This is a genomic window from Metabacillus niabensis (genome assembly GCF_020524345.1).
GTDB classification, from domain to species: Bacteria; Bacillota; Bacilli; order Bacillales; family Bacillaceae; genus Metabacillus; species Metabacillus niabensis_B.
Genome location: NZ_JAIVLH010000054.1, coordinates 1 through 3,687 on the forward strand (window position 1 = coordinate 1; position 3,687 = coordinate 3,687).

The 3,687-nt window shown below is 32.7% G+C and carries 3 protein-coding genes; all 3 read right to left on the reverse strand.

Going from position 1 to position 3,687, the window contains the following annotated elements:
- Positions 1 to 305 precede the first annotated feature (305 nt).
- From LC095_RS26510 to LC095_RS26520, 3 genes are read right to left on the reverse strand one after another with little or no spacing between them, the layout of a single operon-like run.
- Positions 306 to 722: a GtrA family protein gene (locus tag LC095_RS26510; RefSeq protein WP_226530905.1), complete on the reverse strand. Its 417-nt coding sequence runs from the start codon at positions 720 to 722 to the stop codon at positions 306 to 308.
- Positions 694 to 1,707, reverse strand: coding sequence for a glycosyltransferase family 2 protein (locus LC095_RS26515; protein WP_226530906.1), 1,014 nt, complete (start codon positions 1,705 to 1,707; stop codon positions 694 to 696). Before LC095_RS26515 ends, LC095_RS26510 begins: the two co-directional genes overlap by 29 nt.
- A gap of 15 nt (positions 1,708 to 1,722) precedes the next feature.
- Positions 1,723 to 3,381, reverse strand: a complete 1,659-nt coding sequence (locus LC095_RS26520; protein ID WP_264196221.1) for a DUF6044 family protein — start codon at positions 3,379 to 3,381, stop codon at positions 1,723 to 1,725.
- Positions 3,382 to 3,687: the final 306 nt, after the last annotated feature.

The following is a 3,687-nucleotide window of genomic DNA, read 5'->3' on the forward strand; positions in this document are numbered from 1 at the left end:
AAACTCTCCAATAAAGTGTTTGATATAGCTCATAAAAGTTTGTACTATATAGTACGTTTTTGTTAATCGAAATTAACGTTGGCACGCTTGGTTTTGTTTAGTTTTCAAAGATCATTTTTAACTTGTCCAGTCATCAACCTTAATCACGACCGGAATTACATCTTAACATTTCCATAAAATAATGTCAACAGTAAAGTTGAGATTTTATAAATGTTACTAAGTCAGAGGATTTTAACTTCTCGCGACTAGATGTATATCTTACCAATCAAACTAATATTTATCAACTGTTAATTTTCAAAATAACCTCATCTACGAAATGTTAGGTACCTCTGTCCCAGATAATTTAAGATTGTATATACACATGCAGAAAGTAATATTGATAACTCACTTCCTATTATAGTTGATTTAAATATATCCTTAAACAATAGATGATACCCGATGGGATAAGATATAAAGTAACTTCCTAATATAACAATAGTAAAAAGCAGTATTCCCTTTTTATTTTCTACATTACTTTTAAATGTAAAGTTACGATTCATAAAATAGCTCACTATTGCCCCAACGCTATTTCCAATAAATGTTGAACTCCAATAGGATAATTTTAGCACCTCAAACAGTAGAAGTATGATTGATATTCCTATAATAGTATTTAACACTCCAACAAGAATGTACCTAATAAAAGTATTTGATTTATTAAAGTAATTCTCTATGATCTCCACCATTTGATTCTAAGTTCCTCTCCATCAATTGTTGTGTCAAGTTAAGAGTATTAACATCAATACTGTATCTTGGTCGTCTTTTGGATTCTTTATATACCTTACCAACATATTCTCCAATCAATCCAATTGCAATTAGTTGCAATCCTCCTATTAGCCATATAGAGGTAATAAGTGATGTCCAGCCAGTTTGTGTTTCTCCAAGAAATTTTAATGCGACAAAATAAGTCCCAAATAACAGGCTAGTGATAAAAGATAGTATTCCTACCAACATCACAAACCTTATAGGTGTAACAGAGAATGACGTAATCCCTTCAAATGCAAATGATAACATTTTTTTAAATGGATATTTTGTATCACCTGCTAGTCTTTCTTTACGGTCATAATAAATAGATGTTGATGGAAAACCTAATAAAGGCACAATCCCTCTCAAAAACAAATTAACTTCCTCAAACTTTTCTAACTCTTCAACTGCTCTCTTACTCATTAACCGGAAATCTGCATGGTTATAAACAAGGTTTACCCCTAACCTTTGCATCATTTTATAGAAACTTAATGCTGTAGCTTTCTTGAAGAATTTATCTGCGTCTCTTTTCTTCCTTACTCCATAAACAATATCAAATCCTTCTCTAAACTTTTGCATAAAATCCTTAATGACATATACATCATCTTGTAAATCTGCATCAATTGAAATAACGCAATCCGATGTTTTGCATGCAGTGATTAATCCAGCTAATAGTGCATTTTGGTGGCCAACATTTCTTGCCAGCTTTAATCCGTGCACAAATTCACTTTCTAGACTATTTTTATATATGATCGACCATGTCCTGTCTCTACTTCCATCATCAACAAACAGAACTTTACTGTCTTCGGAGATGATATTAATCTCTATTAGGTAATTTATTTCCGCTAATAACACCGATATAGTCTCTGGTAAAACTTCTTCTTCGTTATAACATGGCACAACGATTGTTAAAATAGGATCATTCATGGTAAACCTCCAGCTTTATAAGACTTTATACAAGTAAATTTTCCAAGCGGATGACTTTGACTCAAATGTTCTCTCAAGTACCAATTGATTATCATCGCTGTTCTCAATCGGTACTGCTGAAAATATATACATCCCTCCCAAGTCTTTTAATGCTCTTGTATTTAATTCAAGGTTTTTTAACGTTTTCTTTGAATTCTTTGTAAACATATAATGCTTGCCAAGTTCATCTGTGAATAGATAACAACGTCCTCCCCACTCATCAAAGTAGGTACGTATTGTTTTATTCTTTTCAAGCTCTTTTTCAATAATGGCTCTAAATTTGTACTTATATGATAAAGGATAGAAATTATTATATGTATCAAGTGTGTAAAAACCGTTATATTGAGGTATGGAAGGATGAATACCAATACTCACTACCCTGTATTCTTCTTGTGGCAATCCAATATGTAGCTTAATATCTTTGAACTGCTCTTCAGCATAGAACTCTTTTACTGACGGTTTTTTATGATAAATAATCTCATCATTAAAGCCTAGTAGTATAACAACTTGTGCGATGATAAAAAATGTCGCTAGCGGCTTCCAGCTATTTCTCTGCTTCCAAATTATTTTGAGTCCTAACCCAAACCCAACATATATGATCAATGGTCTTAAAAAATGAAACCTTGCAAAGTTAAAAGTATCCAGGACATGAAATTTTTTCGTCAAAGGTAACCATCCCTTGTAAAACCAAAACGCATACCAGGCGGATAACAAGAAGTTTAATAGCAGGAAGTATATATACACCTTCTCTTCTTTCCATAACTTTTTTGAAATAATGATGGTAAGAGAGAGAAATAAAACAGCGAGAACAAAAATTCCATGAACTGTCATTACATGTGTATGACCTAACACAAAATTTTTAAATGTTAATCTGATTACTCTCCACAAAGATAGTCTTGCATGAAAATATTCATCTCTACTATTCGGCTCTTCATCAAATATAAAAGAGTATACTAATCGATACTCAACTATTAAATACAGTGCTGTCATGTAGCAAAGTGAAAATAAAAAATAATAATTTCGTTTTCCTCTAATAAAATCAACAACCCAGAAAACACCCATCCCAAATAAAAAAAAGAAAAATCCTAAAACAACACTGGAGTAAAAGGGTAAAAGAGTTAAGACAAGATATTGCTTCCATGTTCTAGTTCCATTTCTTATATGTAAAAAAGACCACAGAGCAAGTGGCATTCCTAATGTACTGAGCATTCCGGAAGGCCAAAAAGGTGTCAATGCAAATGCTAATGCTACCCCAACAGAAATAAGATGGTATTCTTTATTTTTTAGGAAGTGATCTTTTAGAAGTAAATACATCCCAATAAAAGCAAATATTCTAGTAATTGTTTGACTGAGAGCATATGCGATCATAGTGGGAAACATAACATGCAGCCACACAATCAAGCTGAATTCAGTACCATACGCATTCCTGGGAAGCCCATTAATCACCTGAGAGATAGTTGCATTAGTTGAACCTAATAGCTGCCCACTTTCACTCAACACCTTATACCAGGCCATATTAGAATCGAGATTATCATGAACACGAATATGGGCGTTCTCTCCTAAAAAATATAAAGGGGATAGGTATATACAGATGATAAATAGAGCCAATAAGATTAAGAATTTCTCTTTGTTCATTCTTTTAACACGCAACATCCACACCTCTAATTAGTGAACAAATATCTAATAATACTTATTAAGGTTTACAAAATCAGGATAAAAATACGAAAAAGTTAGATGAAAATTTGCTAAAGAGAGTTAAAATAAAAAAGTTTTTACCTAGTTCGTTTTTCGGAGAAACCTCGGTTATTATTTCTTTTTGCACACAAAAAAAAGACCAGTATCTCTACTGATCTTTTTCCTCTTTTTACTTGGCAACGTCCTACTCTCACAGGGGGAAACCCCCAACTACCATCGGCGCTGAAGAGCTTAACTTCCGTGTTC

What these genes read in the sequence shown, in the direction of transcription:
- LC095_RS26510 (WP_226530905.1), bottom strand. Translation starts at nt 722, where the DNA reads ATGGTGGAGATCATAGAGAATTACTTTAATAAATCAAATACTTTTATT.
- LC095_RS26515 (WP_226530906.1), bottom strand. Translation starts at nt 1,707, where the DNA reads ATGAATGATCCTATTTTAACAATCGTTGTGCCATGTTATAACGAAGAA.
- LC095_RS26520 (WP_264196221.1), bottom strand. Translation starts at nt 3,381, where the DNA reads ATGAACAAAGAGAAATTCTTAATCTTATTGGCTCTATTTATCATCTGT.